This window comes from Bacillus sp. UNC437CL72CviS29 (assembly GCF_000482345.1).
In the GTDB taxonomy this organism is placed as follows: domain Bacteria; phylum Bacillota; class Bacilli; order Bacillales; family Bacillaceae_G; genus Bacillus_A; species Bacillus_A arachidis.
On record NZ_AXVB01000017.1, the window covers coordinates 33677 to 56608 of the forward strand.

The 22932-nt window shown below is 34.8% G+C and carries 19 protein-coding genes and 2 pseudogenes; 15 read left to right on the forward strand and 6 right to left on the reverse strand.

Annotated features, from left to right (window positions below; all coding sequences use genetic code 11):
• Window positions 1–1386 (forward strand): 23S rRNA (uracil(1939)-C(5))-methyltransferase RlmD, encoded by a 1386-nt coding sequence (rlmD, locus tag M014_RS0115150; RefSeq protein WP_026592498.1) that lies wholly within the window; start codon window positions 1–3, stop codon window positions 1384–1386.
• Window positions 1387–1708: 322 nt separating this feature from the next.
• The gene (locus M014_RS0115155; RefSeq protein ID WP_035415158.1) at window positions 1709–3190 is read left to right on the forward strand and encodes a WD40/YVTN/BNR-like repeat-containing protein; all 1482 of its coding nucleotides are present in this window, start codon (window positions 1709–1711) and stop codon (window positions 3188–3190) included.
• A 98-nt stretch (window positions 3191–3288) separates the two neighbouring features.
• Here the strand turns inward: M014_RS0115155 and M014_RS0115160 are convergent, their stop codons facing one another.
• Window positions 3289–4737: a L,D-transpeptidase family protein gene (locus tag M014_RS0115160; RefSeq protein ID WP_026592500.1), complete on the reverse strand. Its 1449-nt coding sequence runs from the start codon at window positions 4735–4737 to the stop codon at window positions 3289–3291.
• 508 nt (window positions 4738–5245) lie between these two features.
• Here M014_RS0115160 and truA point away from each other — a divergent pair.
• Window positions 5246–5983 carry a tRNA pseudouridine(38-40) synthase TruA gene (gene truA, locus M014_RS0115170; RefSeq protein ID WP_026592501.1) on the forward strand — a complete coding sequence of 246 codons (738 nt, stop codon included), beginning with the start codon at window positions 5246–5248 and terminating at the stop codon, window positions 5981–5983.
• 163 nt (window positions 5984–6146) lie between these two features.
• Here the strand turns inward: truA and M014_RS0115175 are convergent, their stop codons facing one another.
• Complete coding sequence (locus M014_RS0115175) at window positions 6147–7553, reverse strand: sigma-54 interaction domain-containing protein (protein ID WP_026592502.1); 1407 nt, start codon at window positions 7551–7553, stop codon at window positions 6147–6149.
• Window positions 7554–7839: 286 nt separating this feature from the next.
• Here M014_RS0115175 and M014_RS0115180 point away from each other — a divergent pair, with 286 nt between their 5' ends.
• Both M014_RS0115180 and M014_RS0115185 read left to right on the forward strand, forming a co-directional pair.
• Window positions 7840–8094 (forward strand): biotin/lipoyl-containing protein, encoded by a 255-nt coding sequence (locus M014_RS0115180; protein ID WP_026592503.1) that lies wholly within the window; start codon window positions 7840–7842, stop codon window positions 8092–8094.
• A gap of 432 nt (window positions 8095–8526) precedes the next feature.
• Window positions 8527–9948 (forward strand): amino acid permease, encoded by a 1422-nt coding sequence (locus tag M014_RS0115185; RefSeq protein ID WP_026592504.1) that lies wholly within the window; start codon window positions 8527–8529, stop codon window positions 9946–9948.
• 287 nt (window positions 9949–10235) lie between these two features.
• Here M014_RS0115185 and M014_RS29685 read toward each other — a convergent pair whose 3' ends face one another.
• Together M014_RS29685 and M014_RS30145 are read right to left on the reverse strand one after the other, a co-directional pair.
• A complete protein-coding gene (locus tag M014_RS29685) occupies window positions 10236–10439 on the reverse strand; it encodes a hypothetical protein (RefSeq protein WP_026592505.1) in 204 nt (67 codons plus the stop codon).
• Between the two features lie 326 nt (window positions 10440–10765).
• A pseudogene (locus M014_RS30145) lies at window positions 10766–10843 on the reverse strand (DNA-binding protein); the annotation flags it as partial.
• Window positions 10844–10922: 79 nt separating this feature from the next.
• Between M014_RS30145 and M014_RS27050 the strand changes: the two are divergent.
• A pseudogene (locus M014_RS27050) lies at window positions 10923–11335 on the forward strand (manganese efflux pump); the annotation flags it as partial.
• Window positions 11336–11452: 117 nt separating this feature from the next.
• On the forward strand, window positions 11453–11611 hold the full coding sequence (locus M014_RS29690; protein WP_000532411.1) for a hypothetical protein: 159 nt from the start codon (window positions 11453–11455) through the stop codon (window positions 11609–11611).
• A 20-nt stretch (window positions 11612–11631) separates the two neighbouring features.
• Here the strand turns inward: M014_RS29690 and M014_RS0115210 are convergent, their stop codons facing one another.
• Both M014_RS0115210 and glsA read right to left on the reverse strand, forming a co-directional pair.
• Window positions 11632–11973 carry a DUF3969 family protein gene (locus M014_RS0115210; protein ID WP_026592506.1) on the reverse strand — a complete coding sequence of 114 codons (342 nt, stop codon included), beginning with the start codon at window positions 11971–11973 and terminating at the stop codon, window positions 11632–11634.
• Window positions 11974–12088: 115 nt separating this feature from the next.
• On the reverse strand, window positions 12089–13018 hold the full coding sequence (glsA, locus tag M014_RS0115215; RefSeq protein WP_026592507.1) for a glutaminase A: 930 nt from the start codon (window positions 13016–13018) through the stop codon (window positions 12089–12091).
• A 464-nt stretch (window positions 13019–13482) separates the two neighbouring features.
• Between glsA and nagE the strand changes: the two genes are divergently transcribed.
• The 8 genes from nagE (at window position 13483) to M014_RS0115255 (ending at window position 22570) form a co-directional block, all read left to right on the forward strand.
• Window positions 13483–14976, forward strand: coding sequence for an N-acetylglucosamine-specific PTS transporter subunit IIBC (gene nagE / locus M014_RS0115220; RefSeq protein WP_026592508.1), 1494 nt, complete (start codon window positions 13483–13485; stop codon window positions 14974–14976).
• 257 nt (window positions 14977–15233) lie between these two features.
• The gene (locus tag M014_RS0115225) at window positions 15234–16469 is read left to right on the forward strand and encodes a serine hydrolase domain-containing protein (protein ID WP_026592509.1); all 1236 of its coding nucleotides are present in this window, start codon (window positions 15234–15236) and stop codon (window positions 16467–16469) included.
• A gap of 195 nt (window positions 16470–16664) precedes the next feature.
• Window positions 16665–17066: a hypothetical protein gene (locus M014_RS0115230; RefSeq protein WP_026592510.1), complete on the forward strand. Its 402-nt coding sequence runs from the start codon at window positions 16665–16667 to the stop codon at window positions 17064–17066.
• 16 nt (window positions 17067–17082) lie between these two features.
• Entirely contained in the window at window positions 17083–17277 is a 195-nt protein-coding gene (locus tag M014_RS0115235) for a hypothetical protein (protein ID WP_026592511.1), read from the forward strand.
• A 12-nt stretch (window positions 17278–17289) separates the two neighbouring features.
• Window positions 17290–18834, forward strand: coding sequence for a glycosyltransferase family 2 protein (locus tag M014_RS0115240; protein ID WP_026592512.1), 1545 nt, complete (start codon window positions 17290–17292; stop codon window positions 18832–18834).
• Window positions 18827–20071 (forward strand): nucleotide sugar dehydrogenase, encoded by a 1245-nt coding sequence (locus M014_RS0115245; RefSeq protein ID WP_026592513.1) that lies wholly within the window; start codon window positions 18827–18829, stop codon window positions 20069–20071. The genes M014_RS0115240 and M014_RS0115245 overlap by 8 nt, the downstream gene beginning before the upstream one ends.
• The gene (locus M014_RS0115250; RefSeq protein WP_026592514.1) at window positions 20068–21033 is read left to right on the forward strand and encodes an NAD-dependent epimerase/dehydratase family protein; all 966 of its coding nucleotides are present in this window, start codon (window positions 20068–20070) and stop codon (window positions 21031–21033) included. Before M014_RS0115245 ends, M014_RS0115250 begins: the two co-directional genes overlap by 4 nt.
• Entirely contained in the window at window positions 21026–22570 is a 1545-nt protein-coding gene (locus tag M014_RS0115255) for a glycosyltransferase family 2 protein (RefSeq protein WP_026592515.1), read from the forward strand. The genes M014_RS0115250 and M014_RS0115255 overlap by 8 nt, the downstream gene beginning before the upstream one ends.
• The last annotated feature ends 362 nt before the right edge of the window (window positions 22571–22932 follow it).

The window sequence follows — 22932 nt, forward strand, 5'->3', positions numbered from 1 at the left end:
ATAATGCAAAAGCAACATGAGAGTAAGTTGGAAGTTGGTCAAACGTTTCCTGTGACAATTAAGCGTCTTGGGATTAACGGAGAAGGCGTTGGTTATTTTAAGAGACAAGTTGTTTTCATTCCAGGGGCATTACCAGGAGAGGAAGTTGTTGCGGAAGCAACGAAAATTAAGCGTGGCTTCGCTGAAGCAAAAGTGAAAAAAATTCGTAAAGCATCGCAGCATCGCGTAAAGCCACCATGCCCGGTATATGATGAATGCGGCGGCTGTCAACTGCAGCATTTAGATTATCAAGAACAGTTAAATCAAAAACGTGATATTGTTGTACAAGCGTTTGAAAAGTATATGAACGGAAGCATGGAAGTTGATATTCGTCCAACACTTGGTATGGGAAATCCATGGCATTATCGTAATAAAAGCCAATTACAAGTAGGGCGTAAAGACGAAAAAGTTATTACAGGATTATATAAACAAAATTCACATCAATTAATTGATATTTCCCATTGTATGATTCAACATAAGGCAACAAATGAAGCGACAAAGGTTGTAAAACGTATATTAGAAAAACTAAATGTTTCTATTTACAATGAGAAAAAACAAAAAGGTTTAGTACGTACAATTGTGACACGTACTGCGGTCCAAACAGGAGAAGTACAGGTTACACTCATTACAACAAAAGAAGAGTTACCAAATAAAGAGCAATTTATCGCAGAAGTACAAAAACAGATGCCAACTGTTAAATCGATTATGCAAAACGTGAACTGGCGTAAAACATCAGTTATCTTTGGTGATAAAACATTCCGCTTAGCTGGGAAAGAAGTTATTCAAGAGACACTTGGTGATTTATCATTTGAATTATCAGCACGTGCATTCTTCCAGCTGAACCCAGAACAGACGGTTGTTCTTTACAATGAAGCAAAAAAAGCAGCTGCGTTAACAGGTACAGAAAAAATCGTTGATGCCTATTGCGGTGTTGGTACTATTGGACTATGGCTTGCAAATGATGCCGATGAAGTTCGCGGTATGGATGTCATTCCAGAAGCGATTGCAGATGCAAGAAAAAATGCGAAGCGCCACGGATTTACAAATACGAAGTACGAAGCTGGTAAAGCAGAAGAATGGCTGCCAAAATGGGTGAAAGAAGGCTGGCGTCCAGATGTAATCGTTGTTGATCCGCCTCGTACAGGTTGTGACGATAAGTTACTCGAAACAATTTTAAAAGTACAACCAAAGCAAGTTGTTTATGTTTCTTGCAACCCTTCATCATTAGCGCGTGATGTGAAAGCATTAATGAAGAGTTATGAAGTGGAGTATGTACAACCGGTTGATATGTTCCCGCATACAGCGCATGTGGAGAATGTAGTGAAGCTTGTTAGAAAAGTAAAGTAAAGATGTGACAGTGATAGGCCTTATCGAAAAATCGATAAGGCCTAATTTTTATGATGAATTACCCTAAACCGCGTCATAAGTAAACCGATAGTGATTTGATTTTAAAAATGAATTGTTTATTTTAGGTCTATCAAAATAATTTTAAATAAAAATTGGAATTAAGAAATTAGCACTAATCTTTGTATGATGGAGTGCTTGTTTATTGCTATATCAATTCCGATCACTTTTAATTCGCATGTAATTAAATAGTGGAATAATTATACAAATATTGGGTGAAACGAAGTATACTCAATAAAGATGAATATAATTAATTTAATTAGGAGTGATTTTTATATTTAGGCAAAATGCAAAAAGGATACTTATATTATTATTAACAAACCCAATATTAATAATCGGATACTGGATTTTTTGCTATGAGTTAGCTTTGTACTGTAAGTATGGAAGAATGAATTATAATATTTATATTTTATTATTATGTGTAGTGTTTTTTGTAGCTATAACTACATTTACTACAATGAGAGTGATAAAAGATAGAGAATATGAATCTAAAAAATTAATTAATTCAACTGCATGGAAATACATTTCTATTATCATTATTGTTGTAATCACATCATTTTATGGTGTGAAGATTTATAAAAGTGCAATAAATTATGATGGCAAACTGGCATGGTTTATAGAAAAGTTAAAACATGAAAGGTCAGTTAAATTTAAACATAATAACATATATGAATATGGAGTAGAAGGTATTTTTGAAGATATAAATAAAAAATATACTTTGCCAAAGAAATTATATATGGCAACTGATTTTGATCTTACATTTCGTTCAGATGGAACAATCACAGCGTTTGATACATTTGTTTATGGGAAAAATGCTGATGGGAAAGAGGAAACTTATTTAATATCTTATAATAAGAAGAAATCAGAAGATATTACTGTAATACGAGATGGGTATGCAAATCCCGATTATGATGAGGATAAACTAGTAGAACCTCTAATTAAAACGGTTAAGGCTATTCCAGTTAAGCGAACGGTTAGTAAGTGGAATGAAAGTAAGTATGGGTTGATCTATTATGGGAAAAGGAATTGGGGATACAATACAGAGGGAATTATTAATATTACTGAGGATGGTAAGGAGCAAAATCTTAAAGAAGCAGCTTCTGAAATCATTGGATATACTGTATCTATATTTGTTCCTGGAAAAGAGAAAGAGCTAGTACCTGCTAGATATAATTTAATATGTGACGCAAGTTGGAGTAAATCAAAGACTCCTCCAAATAAAGATAAGTTTAAAGAGAAGAGACAAGATTCAACGAATGAAAAGGAGCAGTTTTTCCTATCAAAAGAAGTTGGTTATAAACTAAATATGACAGAAAAAGCATTAGGGAGTGCTTTTTATTCACTAAGCAAGACTAGTGATGGAGGTAAAACATGGGAGGTTATCAATACGGACCCATTTAATAGAGGGATTGGTAGTGTATCAGGAGTAACCTTTCTAAATGATAAACTTGGGTTTTTAGGAGCAATTAGACCTTCTGGTAATGAGGGAGAGTTATATCGTACAGATGATGGGGGCTTATCTTTCAAACAGGTAAATTATCCCCCGCATGAAGTGAAATTGGATCATACACAGTCTACCATAAGTCCTTTTGATTCTCCTGGTATGCCTTATGAGAAAGATGGAGTCTTTAATATGTTAGTTGGACAAGGGGCAGATGGAGACTACAATGGCGATAGTAGTGCACTTTATCAGTCAAAAGATCAAGGAGAGACGTGGGAATTTATAGAGGAGGTTAAAAAAAGTTAGAGTTAGTACTAAAGTTAAATAAATAATAAAAACAAAGAAGCAGAAAATCACTTGGGATTTCCTGCTTCTTTGTTTTTATAAAGAAAATACTTGATATGCTAGTACACGATAACCGGTTCATAAGTGCTGAGATTATCATACACAGTTTTCGCAACACTAGGATGAAGGTTAACACATCCGCCTGAACCTCCAGTTAAATAGGCATTATTGGCCCAGTTTGTCCGCCAGCCGGCATCATGGAACCCTTGTCCGCTATTTGTGAACGGAGCCCAGTAATCTACCTTAACGGAATAATCAGGTTTACCTACTGCGCTGCCTTTGAGTGTGTACGGTGATCGTTTATAGAGGATATACCACACACCTGGTGATGTATCTTCACTCGTGCTATGTTTACCTGTTACTACATTCGTTGAAACTGCCAATTTTCCATCTTTGTAAATCCAAATTTGTTGTTCCGCAATCGACACTTCCGCATACGTGTCTCCAATGCCATTATTCGCTGTTGTTTCATAACCGATGCCTTCGTTATTCCAACCATTTCCGTAAATGTTAGAAGCAGAAAGCGATTTTTCCCCTTTTTCGAAGGCTTCTTGGATTCGTTTTGTTTCTTTTTCAACATTTATTGCCCAGCCATAGCCTTGTCCTTTTACTGATATAACTGAACCAGAATGGGTTTTAAATGTGAAGTCTTTATTTAATGTCGATTGAGAATTGTTAATTTCAGTAATCTTGTTCTTAATGTCGCTCGAGTCGATTGTAGCCTTCATATCTTTTGACATAGAGGCGTTTTTAATTAGATCTTTAGCTTTTAAAGAGTAAACTTCATTCTGTACCTTATAATCAATGGTTTGTTGGAGAAGATTCTGTAGTGCTTTCTCTTCTTTTTTTATAATCGGATTGTTTTCTTTAATAGGCTGTATGTATACAGGCTTCAGATGGATTTCACTTTTATACTTCTGCTTGTCGTAATCCTTTAATAGATTAGCAACATCATACTGTTTTCCATCAATGCTTTTTGAGATAACAACTTTTCCCTGTTCGAGCTTCGCCATAGCATCTTGAGGCGCTTTTAAACCTTTATTCATAGAGATGAGCTTTTCTTCTACAAGTTTTTTCATTGTTTCACTTCGGTACTGATCCGCCTTTTCTGGTAGCAATGAATAATTTTTTTCCTTTGAGGAAGGGAAAAACGTCCACTGGCTTTTTAATAGTTTTTTAACTTGAGGCAAATCTTTTTCCGTAAGTTCAGTTTGTGTATCTTCTTCATCTAAAATTTGTTGTTGGCCGACATAGACTTTATTTTCTAATCCAGATGTTTTTAATTTCTGCATTGCCTGATCAGCAGTCAGACCGCCGACCTTTGTATCATTAATCGTAACCTGTGAATTGAAACGAGTTGCCTGATAATAACTCATTCCCCCAATTAGAAGTGCAATTATAACGCCGCCACCCGCTGTGATAAGCTTCCAATTTTTAAAACGTTTGCTTGAGTGTGCTCGTTTTCTATCAACTTCTTCAACTGATTCATTTATTGTGTTGTTATTCATAAATATTTCCTCCACATACCTAATCTAGCCCCAGTATCAACGACAACGGACTTTAAACTAATGTTTTTGTATCTAAAACCATTGATTAGTTTACCTTATTATTCTTAAATTTTCACTATTTTTTTACCAAATTTTACAGTGTTGAGTCAGTTAAATTTGGATTTGTGTCAATAGAATGAACGTGTTAATAACCAGTAGATAGAGAAGTTTCTAAAGGAGTGCGAAGAGTGGAAGAAAAATATACAGCCTGAAGAAGAGTTGCAGAATTTCCTGCAGGAACATGGATGGCGTACGTGAACTGGATTGTAAATGATTGGTTTAACATGTATAGTCTATTGGCAGAAGTAGACACTAAATGGGCTCTCTTGTGTTACTATGGGAAGAAGATTACGAAAAATATCATAGAATGCTTACAATTTTTGTTTTATGTAACGGAAAAAGAAAGGTGGTGAGTCTGTTAATAAAAACATGAATAGGCAAATGTCTATGTTTTTAATAGCAGAAAACAATGAACAACTATAAATTAACAATTCAATATGACGGCGGCCGCTATAAAGGCTGGCAACGTCTTGGAAATAATGATAATACGATTCAAGGGAAAATCGAAAGTGTATTATCAGAAATGGTCGGACATGAAATAGAAATCATCGGATGTAGCAGGACAGATGCCGGTGTACACGCTTTGAATCAAATAGCGAATTTCAAGGTCGATGAAAAATTAGCAGAACCGAAAATTAAAAAGTATTTAAATCAATACTTATCAAATGATATTAGTATTAAGGATGTGGAGTTAGTCTCTGAACGTTTCCATGCTCGTTACAATTCGAAAGCAAAGACGTATGTATATAAGATTTGGAATGAAGAACATACGAATCCCTTTATGCGTAAATACAGCATGCACGTTCAGAAAAAGTTAAATATTGAAAGTATGAAAAAGGCAGCTCAATACTTAATTGGTTCACATGATTTTACAGCTTTTTCAAACGCTAAATCTAAGAAAAAGTCTATGGTACGAGAATTATATATGCTTGATATTGTGGAAAGTGAAGGTTTTATTCAAATTAGAGTGAGCGGAAATGGATTTCTTCATAATATGGTAAGAAAGATTGTTGGGGCGTTAATCGAAGTGGGATTAGGGCAGTTAGACTCTGAAGTAATACCACAAATTTTAAAAGAAAAACAACGAAACCAAATTAATTGTCTCGCGGATGCAAGTGGATTGTATTTGGAGAAGGTAGATTTTTAGGCAACTGGATGTGTAAATTCACTAGTTCCTATACACTTGAGATATGTGGGGATTATTGTGTAGTTGATATAACTATAAATCAAAAGGGGAAGAGTTGATAATTCTTCCTCTTTTGATTGTACTAATAGAAACGAAAAAGAAATCAAGATAATGTATAGATTTTTCAACGGTTTAAATTAAATTTTTTAAGTCGATATTGCAAGTTTTGTCTACTCAGCCCTAAAAATTTTGCGGTTTGTGAGATATTACCTTTATTTTCTTTAAGAATTTGATTGATGTATTCTTTTTCCATTTCTTTTATTGTGTGCTTTAAAGGTTTCGGGATATCATCTGTATTCCGAATAGTTAACGGTAGTTGGAAGTCATATTCTCTTTTAGTTAGTTCATAAAAGCGTGTAGGTATATGGAACGTTGTAATGATTTCTTCATCTTCTATTAAGTTCATAGAGCCTTCAATCATATGTTCTAACTCCCTTACATTACCAGGCCATTCGTAGTTATAAAAACATTCTTTTACACTAGAATCGATCCCTTTTACTTTTAAGTCAAATTGGATATTATACTTTTCAATAAAGTGATGAACAAGAATGGAGATATCTTCTTTTCGCTCTCTTAAAGGTGGTAAAAATAAAGTCACAACGCCTAACCGATAATATAGGTCTTTCCTTAATCGATTATGTGTTATGGCTTCAATAGGGTCTTCATTAATGGTTGCTATGATTCGGACATCCACTTCTTTTTCTTGTGCGCCTCCAACTCTTCGTATTGTTTTATCTTGGATAGCACGCAATAATTTTGCTTGAAGAGCTGGATTTAATGAGTTGATTTCGTCTAATAACAAAGTCCCACCATTCGCTTCTTCAAATAAACCAGGTTTATCTATTGCACCTGTAAAAGCCCCTTTGTTCGTTCCAAATAATAGGCTTTCCATTAGGGTTTCTGGTATAGCAGCGCAGTTTTGTGAAATAAAAGGCCTTGCGGAACGGTGACTTTCATTATGAATGCTTTGTGCAAACAATTCTTTACCAGTTCCCGTTTCTCCCACGATAAGTATGGAGGACGATGTACGTGTTACTTTTTTTGCTTCTGTAATAATAGATTGGGTCGCCCTAGAATTACCTATTATATGATTAAAGGTAAATTTAGTATTTTGTTTTCGAGGAAGACTTGTTTTAATCGTTTGCTTTAATTGAGTAATGTCTTTTGAAATTTCAATCGCACCTTTGATTTTTCCATTTTCTATTATAGGGAAGGTATCATTAATTGTTGTAATCTCTTTTCCTTTATTATTAAAATAAGTTTGTTTTATGTTTCTTTTTGTTTTTCCTAGTTTTAGTGCCTCTATGAGTGTACTACTTCGGTTTTCCTCAAATACAAATACCTCTAAAGGATTTTTATGTAATATATCTTTAGGATCCATGGATTCAATTTCCATCATTTTACGATTGTAGATTATTGTTTTACTTTCTTCATTAATAATATGAATTCCAATATCAAGTTCATTTAGCAAAGTTTCATATAGCATATTCATTTCAATTAATTTTTTGAAATTGATTTCTTCTGTATGCATGTATCATCTTCTCCTTGTTATACCCTATGAAGACTGACTTTTTTTAATTTTATTAAAATTCTCTTAAAACCGCAAAACTTTTTGCGCTTTTTTGATTAAAAATGATAGAAAAAATTTTGCGCTTATTAAGTTTTTTTGCAAGCATTTCTAATTTTACAGGGGGAATTGAAGTTGGTATGCATTTTGCATTCATAGTAAGTGAAAGCTCTAAATTTAAAGACTAGAGGTGAGTTGAAAACTTTATAGGGTGTATAACTTTTCTTAATAAAAAAGAGGAGGTTACAAAATGAAGGCAGTTATAGAAGACGTGTACAGTCCTTGCTATGGAAAAGTAGAAAAATTATTTATTACTGAAAGCTCTTATGTATATGAGTGGGAGAAATTAGCATTAATTGAAACGATAGATAAACAGAAAGTAGAAATTAAAGTGGGAATTAGTGGATATATTGAATTGCTAGAAGTGGAAGAGGGACAAGTTATCACTGATAAAACACGATTAATAACAGTAAGGGATGACCTGTTAATAACAGGTAGTGATTAATATAAAATGTATGGAGTATGTACCGTTTTCTAGCGTGCTTCTAAATAATCATGTTTATTTATGCTAATGCCAATTAAGTCATAGGAAAGGTTAAGGGTGGGTTATCGTGTTATGGTTTATCCCACATTAACGGGCAGTAAGACCACCACCTCAAGATTTAGAGAGCAACAGGGAAGATAGGTGGGGACAACTGCCCATAAAAGCCCGATTCGTTCAACCAACCATCAGTGAGAATGGAGACAAAAGCCACACTGATGGAAGTTTCACCTTATTTTCTTGGATTGGGAGATTGACTTTCGAAAGATCTCCCTCCTATTGTGAATCTTTAATAAAAATACAAGCTATTATCTTTTTATAGTTTAACTTTCTTTTTTAACTTATTTTTAAAACGTTTACATTCATGAGGATTTGCAAACAAAAAGGGGGATTTATATGGCAAGTCAAAACCAGGAGTTAAAACGAGAGCTGAAAAGTCGACACATATTTATGATTGCACTTGGGGGAGTTATTGGTACCGGACTTTTCTTAGGATCAGGTTATACAATTCATGAGGCGGGACCTGGAGGAGCGATTGTAGCTTATCTTGTTGGAGGATTTGTTATGTATTTAACGATGCTCTGTCTTGGAGAGCTAGCAGTTGCCATGCCTGATGCAGGGTCTTATCAAACATATGCTACAAAGCAGATTTCACCTGCAGTAGGCTACGTAGTGGGATGGATGTCATGGTTAAACTGGTCGGCTACGATAGGGATTGAGTTGATTGCAGTTAGTATCTTAATGAAACGTTGGTTTCCAGATGTATCTTCTTGGATTTGGTGCATAGTTTTTGCTGTTCTACTTTTTGCTATTAATGCATTATCTTCAAGAAGTTTTGCAGAGATCGAGTTTTGGTTTGCGAGCATTAAAGTTATTACGATTATTGCATTTATTATTTTAGGCGGGGCAGCTATGTTTGGTTTCCTTGATATGAAAGGGAATGAGCCAGCACCAATGCTTTCTAGTTTTACTGATTACGGAGGACTGTTTCCAAATGGGCTGACAGCTATTTTAGTTACAATGATTGCAGTTAATTTTTCCTTTCAGGGAACAGAACTAGTTGGTATTGCGGCTGGAGAGAGCGAAAATCCAGAGAAAACTATTCCGAAAGCTATTAATAATACAGTTTGGCGTATCCTTGTTTTCTTTGTACTTTCCATTTTTATACTTGCTGGGCTATTCCCTTGGCAACAAGCTGGAGTGATAGAAAGTCCATTCGTAGTTGTATTTGATAAAATTGGTATCCCTTATGCGGCAGATATTATAAATTTCGTTATTATTACAGCGGTACTATCAGTGGCGAATTCTGGATTATATGCAACTTCTCGTATGTTATGGTCTATGTCTAATCAAGGGATGATTAGTCCGATTTTTGGTAAGTTATCTAAAAATGGTGTTCCAATTTATGCATTGATTGCAAGTACTATTGTTGGTTGTTTCTCTTTATTATGTGGTATATATGCAGAGGATACAGTTTATTTATGGCTTCTTTCCATTGCAGGATTCGGTGCAATATTGGTTTGGGCATCTATCGCTTTATCTAATTTCTTGTTTAGAAGAACATACTTAAAGCAAGGTGGGGATATTAAGGATCTGAAATTTAAAACCCCATTGTATCCGCTTGTCCCTCTTCTTGCTTTGGTATTAAATATAACGGTAATTGTTGGTATGGCGTTTATTCCGGAACAACGCATGGCATTGTATTGCGGGATTCCATTTATGTTTGTTTGTTTACTGTTTTACCGTGTTACAAAAAATAAGAAGAGTAAAATGGAACATATCGAAAAGGCCAACACAACAGGGGCACAAAGTTTATGATGAATATTTAGATATGATTTTTATCCTGCTATTCGCTGGCAGTAACACGCCCACCTCCAAATTCAGCGAAAGAAAAGTAGGTAGGCGGAGGATGAACTACCGGTAAAAGCTTGATTAGTGAGGGCTCATAATCAGTAAAGTCCTCACTAATTAACGTTTTACTTTACGTATGCGAGTAATTGCGTTATACGAGGTCATATATGTAGAGAATGGTAGGATAAAATCAAAAGAAAAAACGAGCTCTAATCTAATAGATAGCTCGTTTTTTTCTGAAAAATACATCTTGGCTAAGAGGATTGCTCTCTTTTTATTTTTAGTTTCACCGTCCAAAAAGCAGCAAGCATAATGGCTGCGATACAGCAGCTAATTGTACCTATTAATTTAGCGTACGGAAGGCTATTCATGTCGCTATTGAGAAAAAACATTATGCATAGGATTGCAGGGAAAAGATATAGATAATATAGGCGCTTTAGTCGTTTATCTTTCATCATGTACTCAGCCCTCTCTATTATTTAATACCCTTATTGCAGCACAAAATTACCATTTTTTGTAATATACTAATTTAAAAATTAGCCAGTTAGTTGAGTTTACGAAAGTTATTACTGTTTTTAAATACGAATGGCGTCATACACAAAAATAAGAAAAATTAAGGTTTTCATCAGAAAAAGATAAGATTCATCGTGTAATATAAAAAGTACCTGTCGTGGAATCGTACAAACTTTGATGTTTGTACGATTTTTTTTTTAGAAAAGAACTATTTCAAATACTAGTGAAACTAGAAATTTTGGAATAGCCCTTTTGTCTTCAATAAAGCCATCTAAGTTTTCGTCTTTATATCAGCTAATTTTTCTTTTGCTAAATTCAATGCAATTGCATCGTCTAAATAGCCAATTGGATTGCATTATTCATTTCAGATTTTATCATATTTAGCGAGAAGACCCTTACCTCAAGCGTGTAACGGTAGGTGGGGGTAGTTCAATGCAAATCTAATTGGAGCAATTGTACTTAGTGTAATTGGAGTATTTGCCTTATGTCAGCCAGTATTAAATAAACAAGATGATACGCATAAGAAGAAAGGGAATATGTTTATGAGGGTACTGCGTAATCCGGAGAATGCTGATTTCGATGGTTCTAAAACAATTAGCCTTTCCGAAGCACTTGTATTAGGGGCGCATTATCAATTAATAATATTGCAGGAGGATTTGATGCAGGAATAACAAATTTGAATCTTTGGTGGACTGCAATTGTTTCTGGAGTTTTTAGCTTCGCTTGTATTAGTGGTTTTTCATATGTAGGGAAGAGGTTTTTAGCGGAATACTTAGGAAAATGGGCAACGATTATTGCTGGCATTTTACTCATTCTTATCGGAATTGATCAATTGATGTGAGAGGAGATTGGAAAACAATATTCGCATATTTCCTCGGAAATACAACAAAATACTGCATATATCGATATGTTTTTCTTCATACTAACATTGATTTCTTTTAAAGAAAGGGGGATAAGTATGGGACGTGGTAAAGCATTTGATCATAAGAAAAAAGGTCATGATCATCAGCCGCCTAAAGGGGCATTTATTCATAAGGATGTAAATGAGCATACGTTAGAAGAGGAAGAATTACCAGTTAATATTGAAACGTACAAAAATAGTTTGAAAAAACATTAAAGCACCTATATAGGTGCTTTTTAGCGTATGTCCTCAATTAATTGTTTTGATTCTTCATACATGCCATATTCCCCTAGAACTTGGATACAACGCCATTTTAATTCCTCAATACTTGGTTCAAGTTCTTCCGGGAGGACATGATGAATGTCTTCAAGCCCCATTCCAAAATGAATAAGCTCTAGCACTTGATCATCAATATTTCGATCCATTAGTAATTCTAATACTTCTAAATTGAATATGTATCGATAAGCTTCATCGGGGGAAACAACTTTTAATTTTAAGCTTTCTACAATACTGAGTATAAAAAGAAGAATGGTTTTTTCTAGGACAGGCTGGTCCTCCATTTGAAAAATAAGTTTCATTTTTTTACACCTCCACCGAATAGCGTTAGGTTGTACTATATTATTCGGGAGGGGGGAAGAAATATGCATAATAAAAAAAGTTATCCTGCCAAAAGCGAACAGGATAACTTCGTATTTAAAAAATACTCCAGCCTTCTTGAGCGGAAAGAAGCTCAAGAATTTTAAAACCAGCGATACTATTTCCATTTGCATCTAAAGCCGGTCCAAAAATACCGATTCCCATTTCGCCTTTTACGCAGCCGAAAATACCACCAGCTACACCACTTTTTGCAGGAATACCAACGCGAATTGCAAATTCACCAGATTCGTTATACATGCCACATGTTACCATAAATGTTTTGCAAATCTTTGTTATATGTTTTGGAATAATTTGTTTTTTCTTATATGGATCGTAGCCATCCATTGCGAAGATTAAACCAATACGTGCTAAATCAATACAGTTTACCTGGATAGCACATTGACGTGTATATAAATCCATTAATTCTTCGATATTACCATCAATGATGCCGTTTTGTTTCATGTAGTAGCAAAGAGAACGATTTAAGTAAGCTGTTTCTAGTTCAGAGATGGCTACTCTTGAAGAGTAATTAATTGTAGGATTATCTGTAATATCACGTACAAAGCGGAGAATCCGTTCCATCTTTTCTTCGTTACTATCTCCTGTAAGCATACTTGTAATAGCTAATGCACCCGCGTTAATCATTGGATTAAGAGGTTTAGAAGGGCTAGTTGTTTCTAGCTTAATAATAGAATTAAATGGATCCCCAGTGGGTTCCATCCCAACTTTAGAGAATACATATTCTTCACCACGATCTAGAAGAGCAAGAGCAAGTGTGATTACTTTTGAAATACTTTGAAGGGTGAAAAGTGTTTGTGAGTTACCAGCATGGATATATTCTGTCTCTCTATGGTAGATAGCAATCCCTAAATCATCTGGATTTGCATTTCCTAGTTCGGGGATATAAGTAGCAAGTTTACCTTTTTTTGTATATGGTTTTACTTGATCTAACAGTTGTTGTAAGTTATTTGTCTCGATACACTGCATAATACCAACGCTCCTGTTCCTTTTTCACTAAGTTTACTGTTCCCTATAGACTTGGAAATAAATAATAACATGAAAAAGTGGAATGATAAAATGAAACTTCCATTTTAATAAAAATTGCAAAACAGGAATAAAATCTTTCTTTTTAGGTGGTAGAGAAGCAGTTAGAGCCTCTGAGAACGAGTGCAGGTCATCATTTGTTCTACATAGCAACGGCTTATATATTAAACAATCAAAATGGATACATAGGTTCCGGCTACCTAGTTTTTAATCATATTCGTTATTAGAACGGAGAATTTTCCCTTTATATAACAGTTTGGAAATAGAAAAGATATCTATAAAAAGCTCAAAAATAAAAACTACACATCTATACAACTATATGTTATCATGATTATGTAATAGAAAGCGTTTTCTAAATCATACTTATTAATGATAACGATTTCATAAATTGAATAGGGGGAATTACAATGTTGCAGTTTTTACAACGTATTGGTAAAGCGTTAATGCTTCCAATCGCAGTACTGCCAGCAGCAGGACTGTTGCTTCGTTTAGGTCAACCAGACGTATTTGATATTCCTGTTATGGCACAGGCCGGTGCAGCAATCTTTGATAACTTAGCACTTATTTTTGCAATTGGTGTTGCAATCGGTTTGTCTGTTGATGGTAGTGGTGCCGCAGGTCTTGCAGGTGCGATTGGTTATCTAGTTATGAAGAATACAACGAATACTTTAAGTATTGGTTATTCAACAGCAGAATTAAATGATAAATTAAAAAGTGTTCAAGATTTATTAGGAACAGTTGATCCAAGTAAGTTAGCGGATACAATGACAAAAGTTTCAAAAGCAGCGACTTTAACGCCGAAGATAAATATGGCTATACTTGGCGGTATTATTGCTGGGGTTGTTGCCGGGTTATTATATAACAAATTCCATAAAATTAAATTGCCAGAATGGTTAGGGTTCTTTGCGGGAAAACGTTTTGTACCAATTATTACTTCTGTTGTCATGCTTCTTTTAGGATTAGTATTCGGTCAAATTTGGCCAACAATTCAAAGTGGTATTGATGCGGTAGCACACGGTATTGTAAACTTAGGTGCGATTGGCGCTGGACTATTCGGTTTATTAAACCGTCTATTGATTCCAATTGGTTTACACCACGTAATGAACACATATTTCTGGTTTGTACTTGGTGACTTTACAAATGCAGCAGGTGATGTTGTTCATGGTGATATTGCACGTTTCTTTGCGCAAGATCCATCAGCAGGTATGTTTATGACTGGTTTCTTCCCAATCATGATGTTTGGTTTACCAGCAGCATGTTTTGCAATGATTGCAGCTGCGAAACCGGAAAAACGTAAAATGGTTACAGGTATGTTAGGTGGACTTGCATTAACTTCATTCTTAACTGGTATTACAGAACCAATTGAATTTTCATTCATGTTCTTATCACCAGTATTATATGGTATCCATGCTATATTAACGGGTATTTCTTTATTTGTTACAACAACACTTGGCATTCATGATGGTTTCTCATTTAGCGCCGGTGCGATTGATTATTTCTTAAACTTAGGTATTGCAACAAAACCGTTATTATTAGCGGGAATTGGTTTAATTTATGCAGTAATTTACTTCGTGGTATTCTATTTCCTAATCAAGAAATTTAATTTGAAAACTCCAGGTCGTGAAGACGATGAAGAGTTAGTGGCAGAAGATGATGCACCAGTTGCAGGATCGATTGGTGAAACTTACGTAGCAGCTTTAGGTGGAAAAGACAATTTAACAGTCATTGATAACTGTGCGACTCGTTTACGCCTACAAGTAAAAGATGCAAACTTAGTAAATGAACCAGCATTAAAACGTGCCGGTGCAAAAGGTGTTATGAAGTTAAGTAATACAAGCGTACAGGTTATCGTAGGTACAAACGTTGAGTCTGTAGCTGATGATATGAAAAAACACGTATAAATGATTGTGAAAGAGGATGTTCAAAAAGATCGGTAAAATTGATTTTTTTGAGGACATCCTCTTTTTTTATGAGAAGTTTATCCGGAATCTTACCTTTGAAAATATTCTTTTTCTTTTTTGTACATATTGGTTGGTAATACGTTCGGCACATGATAAAGTAAGGATGATATAAAATGAAATTTCCATTAGTTAGAGAAAACTAGGGAGCATATTTTTATAAATTGATTAAATTATTGGTAAATAAGGGGAAAACAACCATGAATGAAGAAAAGGATAGTGTCAGTATGGTGGCTCGTCGTAGACGTAGACGTAGACGTGGACGTGGACCGATTACATATATAAAAAGAACAGCCATTTTCTTTGTATTGTTTTCACTTGTATATTTAGGGTATACAAAAATCACTTCACATAGTAAGAAAGAGAATGCCTCAAAAGCAACTACAGAAGTAAAGAAAGAAACGGTACAAAAACAGCCAGAACAGCTTCCAAAAGTGCCGGAGCAAGCTAAGGCGGCGGAACAATCAGCCGAAGGCCCCCCACAAGAAATTAATGAGAATGCTGAGTTAGATGAGTATTTAAAGAGCAAAGGTTTTAGTGGAACAGCAGTTGTTGTAAAAAATGGAAAAGTACTCCTGAATAAAGGGTATGGGTTGGCAAATCGAGAGAAAAATATACCAAATAATGCAGAAACAACATTTTACATCGGTTCGATTTCAAAAGCATTTGTAGCAACAGCAATTATGCAGCTGAAAGATCAAAAGAAAATTCAACCAGAGGATACGGTAGCGAAATATATTCCTGATTTTCCAAGAGGTGGAGAAATCAAGCTGGTTCATCTATTGACACACACATCTGGAATTCCTGAATATGAGACAGGGACAGATGATATTTCTCATGAGGAATTGTTGAAGCGAATTGGACAGCAAAAACGTTTGTTTAACCCAGGTGAAAAATGGAAGTATTCGGATTCAAACTATTCAATACTTGGTTACATCGTTGAGAAAGTTAGTGGGCAACCGTTAGAAGAATACATTAAACAACATATTTTTGATGTTGTGGGCATGAAAAATTCAGGCTTTGGTACTGAATTAGAGAAAACAAAGTATCCTTCTACGGGTTATAAGGTTGTAAATAATAATATGACAGTACCTCCTATTCCTAGCATGTCACAATTATATGGGAATGGCGATATATATACGAGTGCAAATGATTTATATTTATTTAATGAAGCACTATTTTCTGGTAAGCTAATATCCAAAGAGAGCTATGATCAAATGTTTACAACATTTAAAAAAGATTATGGATTTGGATGGTATGTAAACCCTGGAAGCTACTCTAATCACGGTGTAATGCCAGGGTGGAATTGTTTAAATGGATTTAGTAGAAGTGGCACTGTATATGTTATTTTATTATCTAATATTCAAAATAACATTAAATCATTTGGCTCTTTGAATAATGATATTTATACGATGTTACAGCATATTGAAGTGTAAAAGACTATCTTTTGAGATGGTCTTTTTTTCATGTGAATCGAGAAAGAAGATATTTATAGAAAAAGTAGATGATTCCTCATCTACTTTTTTCTATAAAATGTACTATTTATCTATCACAATAAAATTGTAATTGTATATATTGAAATGTATATATTTAATACCTATAAAATCTAACATTAGTAGGAGGAAAGAAATATGTGTCTATTTACAGGATATTGGAAGAGGTTAGAGACGATTTTTAATAGACAATTGGATTACTTTTTAGATCGCAAGCTAGTGCCTGCCCTTGAAAAGATTTTATTTTCGAGAAAATTTTCGGAATTTATTCAGAGAAGCTCTAAGCAAGCTACGGAAGAAATAATAGAATCAAATAAATTTCAATCTATTATTTGCGCGATTTTAAAAGAATGTGCGACTTCACCTTTTAAAGAAATCGCTGAACAACTCTTAGGAAAAGAGGTAGAAATAGTGACAACGGTTGGTCAGTTAACGGGTGTGATTATAGAAGTAGGGGATGATTTCCTGACGCTTCAAGAAAGTATAGGGACGACAGTTTTATTACCATTTACAAGTATTATCTCAATTTATGAAATATAAGAAAGGAGAGCTCTTTATGTTATTTGTCAATGAGTTACGTAAACATGTTGGAGAACTTGTGCAAGTTGTAACAGTTGTAGAAGTGGTAGCGGGAATTCTTTTATCAGTAACAGATGGGGTGGTAATTGTACGTACGTCTCCATCTTATGGTCCACCAGAAGATGTGCTTGTACGGATTCCAGTTATTGCGTATGTTCGTTTGGAGAGCTAAGGAGGACAAGTTATGAGGATATCGGTTATTATTCCTACGCATAATGAAGCTGAAACGCTTGGGGCAGTTTTAGAAGAAGTAAAGAAATTGCATCCATATGAGATTATTGTCGTAGATAATGGGTCAACAGATCGGACGAAGGAAATTGCATTAGATTATGAATGTCATGTAATTCATTATAAACATTCATTAGGTAATGATGTAGGACGAGCAATTGGCGCTAGAGAAGCAATAGGAGAAATTGTATTGTTTTTAGATGGTGACATTGTAATCAGTAATTATGATTTACAGTGTTTTGTGAAAGGAATTAAGCAGGGACATCAAATCATCGTGAACAATTTAAACTGGTCTGTGTATTTAAAGATGCGTCCTCATTATACAACAGTTGGAAAATATATGCTTAATCGTTATTTAAATCGAAAAGAGTTAGTTATAGGTTCTTTAATTGCAATCCCTCATGCAATGAAGCGAGAAGTAATAGAACAAATTGGATGGTGGAATTTAGCGGACCCAGCATTATTTCAAGCAATGGTTGTATCGAAAGGGATCTGTATTGTTGATACTGCATCAGTCGATGTTATTCATACAAATAAAATTCGTCCTGTTCATACTGGGGCTTCTCCGAGTTCTCCTTTTCCAAAAGCTACAAGTCGTATTATGGGAGATCATTTACGGGCATTACAATATGTAATTGAAATGTATGGTGCACGTGGAGGTTTTTCTGAAGGAAAGCGGGATAGAGATTTTATAAAGAACTATGAACCTATGATATTAAAAAATAAGAAAGCAAAATATAGTGCAATAATACCCGTCGTAGAAGAAAAAATGACGATACGATCAGTTATAAAAGAAGTGAAAAAAGCCGGCGTTGATGAAATTATTGTTGTTGCAAATGGAGCAGATCAGGAGACGATTAGGCAAGCGGAATTGGAACATGCTACGGTGATTCAATTTCCAAATGCGCTTGGGCATAATGTTGCACGAGCGATTGGGGCGATGCATGCTACAGCTGATATTTGTTTATTTGTAGATGGTGACTTTGCTATTCCCGCAAAAAAACTCGTTCCTTTTTTAGAGGCTGTTGAAGCTGGTACTGATGTTGCATTAAATGATTTGCAAATCTTGTTAGATACCTTTTATCCAGCTGACCCAATTAGTATGGGGAAATATTTTGTGAATTTGGTCGCAAAGCGTCCGGATTTGTGGAATAGTTCACTAACTGCAGTACCGCATGCTATGCATAAAAAGGTAATAGAAGAGATTGGATATGATTCCTTAATTATTCCACCGTTGGCTCAAATGAAGGCAATTTTAGCGGGATTTACTATGAAAGCAGTGCAATTTGTAGATGTAATAAAAACAAACCGTATTCGTCCTGATCAGCATGAAATTGTGAACGGTCGCATTCAGGCGTTTGATCGTATTTTTGGTGACCAGTTGGAGGCGATTTCTTATTTATTACAAAATACAAATGAGCGAGGCAGTTTTACCGATGGAGAAAGAAATAGAAAGATTATACAGCAACTGAGAAAGGAAGAAGAAAATACAAATGGATGATAGTAGCATTGTAACAATCATTGGCTTAGGATACGTAGGTCTTCCTTTGGCAATTCATTTTGCTGAAAGAGGATATACGGTAATCGGATTAGATAAAGATGAACAAAAAATAGAATTAATTACAAAAGGGGAAAGTTATATTCCCGACGTCCCTTCAAGTGTGTTAAAGAGTTTAATACAAAATAATCAACTAGTAGCATATACACCGAATAACGGTATAAAAGATTTTCAAAACAGTACCTATGTCATTGTTACTGTACCAACACCTATTAGTGAAAATAAAGAACCAGATTTGACTGCCCTCATCGCTGCCTCACATTATATAAAAGAAAATCTTCAAGCAGGACAAACCTTCATTTTTGAAAGCTCCACATATCCAGGTACGTTAGAAGAAGTTATTATTCCTATTATCTCTCAAACAGGTAAACAGGTCGGCGTAGATTATTATATTGGCTATTCTCCTGAGCGAATAGATCCAGCAAATGATCAATATACAGTACAAACAATTCCAAAAGTAATTAGTGGTCAAACAGAAAAGTGTAGAGAAAAAATACAAAATTTGTATAGTCACGTATTTGATACAGTGATTCCAGTTAGTTCTCCAAAGGTAGCGGAGATGTGCAAGTTATTTGAGAATATTCAACGTTTGGTTAATATTTCGCTTGTGAATGAACTGGATATATTATGTGGGAATTTGAAAGTGGATTTTCGTGAAGCACTTGAAGCAGCTGCGACAAAACCGTTCGGTTTCACACCATATTGGCCTGGGCCAGGAATTGGTGGACATTGTATTCCTATTGATCCGTTATATTTTCAATGGAAAATAAACCAACTGGGATTATCAAGTCAATTGATTGAAGCAGCCCATGTTATTAATGAAGAGATGCCGGGAGAAATTGTAAAAAAAGTGAAAGATGTGACGGAGCCTCCTGCGACAGTTTTTGTTGTTGGCGTTGCTTATAAGAAAGATGTGAATGATTTAAGAGAATCTCCTGCACTTCCGATTATCCAGTTATTAACAAAAGAGGGGTATAAGGTGCAATATTATGATCCTCATATTTCATCTGCAGAAATTGGAGAGATCATCTATCAGTCTGTTCCATTAGAAGAAAAAGTATTAAAAGAAGCTGATTGTGTTTTAATTTTAACAGATCATTCTAGTATTGATTGGAAGTTATTTGAAGGATTACATCATGTAGTAGACACACGAGGTACTGTAAAGAAGGTGAATTTATGAGTAAGCGTTGTTTAATTACAGGTGGAGCAGGGTTTATTGGATCTCATTTAGCAGAAGAACTTCTTAAAAGAGGGCATCAAGTAACAATAGTTGATAATTTTTATAAAGGAAAAAATAAATATCATATAGAGCTAATGAAGTCTATTCCAATTATTCCAATTAGCATTTTAGCTAAAAGTGAAATTTATGAATTGGTAGGTCAACATGATGTTGTATTTCATTTAGCAGCCATTTTAGGTGTGAAAGCGACAATGGAAAAAAGTATAGAATTGATTGAAACGAATTTTGATGGAACGCGTAATATTTTACAAGCTGCATTAAAAGGAAAAAAGAAAGTTATTTTTGCATCTACTTCTGAAGTATACGGAAAAGGACAACCACCTTTTTTAGAAGAAGGTGATCGCTTATATGGTTCAACATCAAAAATACGTTGGAGTTATGCACTTTGTAAAACATTAGAAGAAACGCTGTGTTTAGGGTATGCGTTACAAGGGCTCCCTGTCACAATCGTTCGCTATTTTAATATTTATGGTCCAAGAGCAAAGGATGGCCCATATGCTGGAGTAATTCCACGATTTGTTCGTGCGGCATTGCAAGGTGAGGATATTCTTGTTTATGGGGACGGAAAGCAGACACGCTGTTTTACGTATGTAAGTGATGCGGTAGAAGCAACAATTTGTGCAATGGATGAGAAAGTAAATGGAGAAATCATTAATATCGGCTCCGAAAATGAAAAAAGTATACAGGAAGTAGCACAAGATGTTCAAAGATTCACGAATTCTTCTTCAAAAATCTTGCATGTTCCATTTGAAAAAGTATATCCACATGGCTTTGAGGAGATCCCGAATAGAAAACCGGATGTAACAAAATTAAAAGAAGTATTACAATTCCAACCTAGTGTGTCATGGGAACAAGGATTGGAGAAAACCATTGAGTGGTTTCGTGAGGGATATCATGGCTAAATCACTATCTGTTATTATTCCGGTTCATAATGAAATTGATAGTATTACTGATGTTATTCATTCTGTCCAACTTTTACAACCATTAGAAATTATTGTAGTAGCGAATGGGTGTACAGATGGTACGGATAAAATAGCTGAAAACCTAGGGTGTACAGTTCTTGTATATAAAGAAGCGCTTGGAAATGATGTTGGACGTGCGATTGGTGCGAAATGTGCAAAGGGCGATGTCTTATTATTTTTAGATGGGGATTTTGTGATAAAAACTTCCCAATTACAATTATTTCTCAATCCAATTTTGTATGATCAAGCAGATGTGGTGTTAAATAATTTTGATGCATTATTTTCAAAAAAACAAAGGCCACACTCTATTACTGTATGGCGTCAAATCTTGAATGCAATGTTGGAGAGAGAAGATTTAAAAATTGATTCCATTTTATCGGTTCCTCATGCATTTACAAGAGAGGTAGCACAGAGCATAGGGTATGATGCTTTTGTAAATCCGATTGTAGCCCATGTTCGTTTATTGCAGAACAAATGGAGGATTAGCCGTCATCATCAAATAGATGTAATTACCCCAAATAAGTTTCGGCCAGTTGAGCATGATGCGTACGGAACAAATCTTTCTCATTCAGAACAAAGAATGATAGGTGATCATATAGAGGCAATAGCAGAGTGGATGGAAACACGAGATAAACGTGGTGGGTATTGTGATGGGAAAAGACGAAGAGAGAGCATTTATCATACTTTAGAGTTTGCAAAGTTTTATCAGGGATGGGGAGTACAATCGAAATTATATAAAGGAAAACAGTTATCTATTGTTATTCCTGTACAAAATGAGGAAAGTACGATAGGTAAGGTTATAGAGGAAGTGCGTAAAATTGAGCCATTAGAGATTATTGTTGTTGTCAATGGATCTTCAGATGAGACGGCAAACATTGCTAGAAAAAATGGTGCAAAGACAATTGTGTATGAAGAGGCGCTTGGGAATGATGTAGGTCGTTCGATGGGAGCATATTTTGCTAAGGGCGATATTGTTCTATTTATAGATGGAGATTTTATTATCCCGGCACGTGATTTATATCCCTTTGCTAAAGCAATTGCAGATGGAAAAGATGTTACATTAAATGATTTAAATCATTATTTAGATTTACGGATTCCACTTCATCTTGTAACAGCATTTAAATATGCAATAAATCTTGCATGTAATCGAAAGGATTTAGGTGTGGGTTCTCTTATTGCTGTTCCGAATGCATTTAGTCGTAAGTGTTTAGAAGGTATTGGATATGATTCTTTATTATCCCCATGTGTAGCACAAATAAAAGTAATTCTCTCTGGTTTTGAGATTTCATGTGTAAGCCGCATAGATGTAGATGGAATGAATCGTATTCGTCCCAATCAACATTTCTCATCAATAGGACATCCTCCAGCTGTATTACGAATCATAGGTGATCATATAGAAGGGATAGATCAATTGGTGGAGGTAAAAGGTATTAGAGGAGGATTTCATGATGGAGGAAGAAACAGAAAGGTACTATAATTTTGGGGCATCTTTTTCGGGTAGAAAAATTGTAGGAGAGAGTCTTTTCCATCTTGATGTTGTTATTATTGTAAATTAGGCATTAAAAGTAATGCATATTTATTACGAAAAAAAGTGTACCAAACAGGTACACTTTTTTCTATTCTGTTTTAAAAAAACTATAACAGAATAGGAGGTAAGGGTATTACAGTTTAAAACGGGTATGATTCTTTATACTACAGAATAGGATTCGTTTATAAGAGTACCAAAAAAATACAGTTAAGGAAAGACTTAATTTAAAAGAGTTTAAATCGTACTTAACACTGTGTACATAGTAATATGCTCAATGTTTCACAAATGTGTCACAAGTATTCCGTTCGCTT

Coding starts and splice junctions, on each gene's coding strand:
- M014_RS0115160 (WP_026592500.1), bottom strand. CDS start 4,737: ATGAATAACAACACAATAAATGAATCAGTTGAAGAAGTTGATAGAAAA.
- truA (WP_026592501.1), top strand. CDS start 5,246: ATGAACAACTATAAATTAACAATTCAATATGACGGCGGCCGCTATAAA.
- M014_RS0115175 (WP_026592502.1), bottom strand. CDS start 7,553: ATGCATACAGAAGAAATCAATTTCAAAAAATTAATTGAAATGAATATG.
- M014_RS0115180 (WP_026592503.1), top strand. CDS start 7,840: ATGAAGGCAGTTATAGAAGACGTGTACAGTCCTTGCTATGGAAAAGTA.
- M014_RS0115185 (WP_026592504.1), top strand. CDS start 8,527: ATGGCAAGTCAAAACCAGGAGTTAAAACGAGAGCTGAAAAGTCGACAC.
- M014_RS29685 (WP_026592505.1), bottom strand. CDS start 10,439: ATGATGAAAGATAAACGACTAAAGCGCCTATATTATCTATATCTTTTC.
- M014_RS29690 (WP_000532411.1), top strand. CDS start 11,453: ATGGGACGTGGTAAAGCATTTGATCATAAGAAAAAAGGTCATGATCAT.
- M014_RS0115210 (WP_026592506.1), bottom strand. CDS start 11,973: ATGAAACTTATTTTTCAAATGGAGGACCAGCCTGTCCTAGAAAAAACC.
- glsA (WP_026592507.1), bottom strand. CDS start 13,018: ATGCAGTGTATCGAGACAAATAACTTACAACAACTGTTAGATCAAGTA.
- nagE (WP_026592508.1), top strand. CDS start 13,483: ATGTTGCAGTTTTTACAACGTATTGGTAAAGCGTTAATGCTTCCAATC.
- M014_RS0115225 (WP_026592509.1), top strand. CDS start 15,234: ATGAATGAAGAAAAGGATAGTGTCAGTATGGTGGCTCGTCGTAGACGT.
- M014_RS0115230 (WP_026592510.1), top strand. CDS start 16,665: ATGTGTCTATTTACAGGATATTGGAAGAGGTTAGAGACGATTTTTAAT.
- M014_RS0115235 (WP_026592511.1), top strand. CDS start 17,083: ATGTTATTTGTCAATGAGTTACGTAAACATGTTGGAGAACTTGTGCAA.
- M014_RS0115240 (WP_026592512.1), top strand. CDS start 17,290: ATGAGGATATCGGTTATTATTCCTACGCATAATGAAGCTGAAACGCTT.
- M014_RS0115245 (WP_026592513.1), top strand. CDS start 18,827: ATGGATGATAGTAGCATTGTAACAATCATTGGCTTAGGATACGTAGGT.
- M014_RS0115250 (WP_026592514.1), top strand. CDS start 20,068: ATGAGTAAGCGTTGTTTAATTACAGGTGGAGCAGGGTTTATTGGATCT.
- M014_RS0115255 (WP_026592515.1), top strand. CDS start 21,026: ATGGCTAAATCACTATCTGTTATTATTCCGGTTCATAATGAAATTGAT.